Origin of the sequence: Lentzea miocenica (assembly GCF_033949945.1) — a bacterium.
In the GTDB taxonomy this organism is placed as follows: domain Bacteria; phylum Actinomycetota; class Actinomycetes; order Mycobacteriales; family Pseudonocardiaceae; genus Lentzea; species Lentzea miocenica.
This window is the reverse complement of the sequence record NZ_JAXAVW010000090.1, coordinates 1-1,381: the sequence shown is the minus strand read 5'-3', so window position 1 is coordinate 1,381 and position 1,381 is coordinate 1. Positions and strand designations below refer to the sequence as shown.

Annotated in this window: 1 protein-coding gene; it reads left to right on the top strand. The window is 68.9% G+C overall.

The genetic code is table 11. The annotated features are described in order from the left end of the window. Window positions 1-1,240, top strand: a 1,240-nt coding sequence (locus SK803_RS46305; protein ID WP_406601679.1) for an IS701 family transposase, incomplete at its 5' end; no start/stop codon positions are given. Window positions 1,241-1,381 lie beyond the last annotated feature (141 nt).

Here is a 1,381-nt window from a genome sequence, read left to right as displayed (position 1 = left end):
TCGGGTTCGGCCGGTGATCGAGGACTTCGCCGCATCGATGTTCGGCGGGTTCGCGCGGCGTGATCAGCGGGCGAAGGGCGAGCTGTATCTGCGTGGGTTGATGCTGGACGGCAAGCGCAAGTCGATGCAGCCGATGGCGGCTCGGCTCGGGGTGGATCATCAGCAGTTGCAGCAGTTCGTGTCCACCTCGACGTGGGATCACGTCGAGGTGCGCCGCCGCCTGGCCGGATGGGCCGCGGGGTTCGTCGACCCGGCCGCGCTGGTCATCGATGACACCGGGTTTCCCAAGGACGGCAAGGATTCCCCTGGCGTGGCACGCATGTATTGCGGTGCTTTGGGCAAGACCGGGAACTGTCAGGTCGGGGTGAGCGTGCACGCGGTCACCGACTGGGCCTCGGCCGCGATCGACTGGCGGCTGTTCCTGCCGGAATCCTGGGACGACAAGAAGACCGCCAACGACGAGGCAGCTGCCGAGATCCGGGCGCGGAGGGCGCGCAGTGCGATCCCGGATGAGGTGCGGCATCGGGAGAAGTGGCGCCTCGCGCTGGACATGCTCGACGAGGTCACCGGCCAGTGGGGCCTGCCCCAGCGTCCGGTGGTGGCCGACGCGGGTTACGGCGATGCCACCGAGTTCCGGCTCGGCCTGACCGAGCGCGGCTTGACCTATGTGCTGGCCGTCAGCCCGGCCGCGACCGCCCACCCCTTCGAGGCGGCGCCGGCCACGGCGGTCTGGGCCGGTAACGGCCGCCCGCCCGGACCGCGCTACCAGGACAAGCCCGTGGATCTGAAGACTCTGGTCATGAACGCCGGCCGGTCGGCAGGCAAGTTCGTGGTCTGGCGGCACGGAACCAAGAAGACGCCGGGCAATCCGACCGCGAGCATGCGATCACGATTCCTCGCGCTGCGGGTCCGACCGGCCAACCGCAACATCCCGCGCGCCGCCGACGGGACCCTGCCCGAGTGCTGGCTGCTGGCCGAATGGCCGCCCGGCGCACCCGAGCCCACCGACTACTGGCTCTCGACCCTGCCCGCCGATATCCGGCTGCGGGACCTGGTGCGGCTGGCCAAGATCCGCTGGCGCATCGAGCATGACTACCGCGAGCTCAAAGACGGACTCGGCCTCGATCACTTCGAAGGCCGAAGCTGGCTGGGCTGGCATCGTCACGTCACCCTCGCCGCCGTCGCCCAGGCCATCTGCACCCAGCTCCGCCGCACCCCAAAAGCCCCTGCGCAGGCCTGACGCTCTACGCGGTCCTGCGCGAACTCCAGGCCTTACTCGCGGTCTGGACAGGCGTCTGCCACACCTGCCGGCAACCCGTCCAGACCCGAACACCCGACACAACAACAGCCCAGGTCAGCAACACCTAACAAAGCACTACTA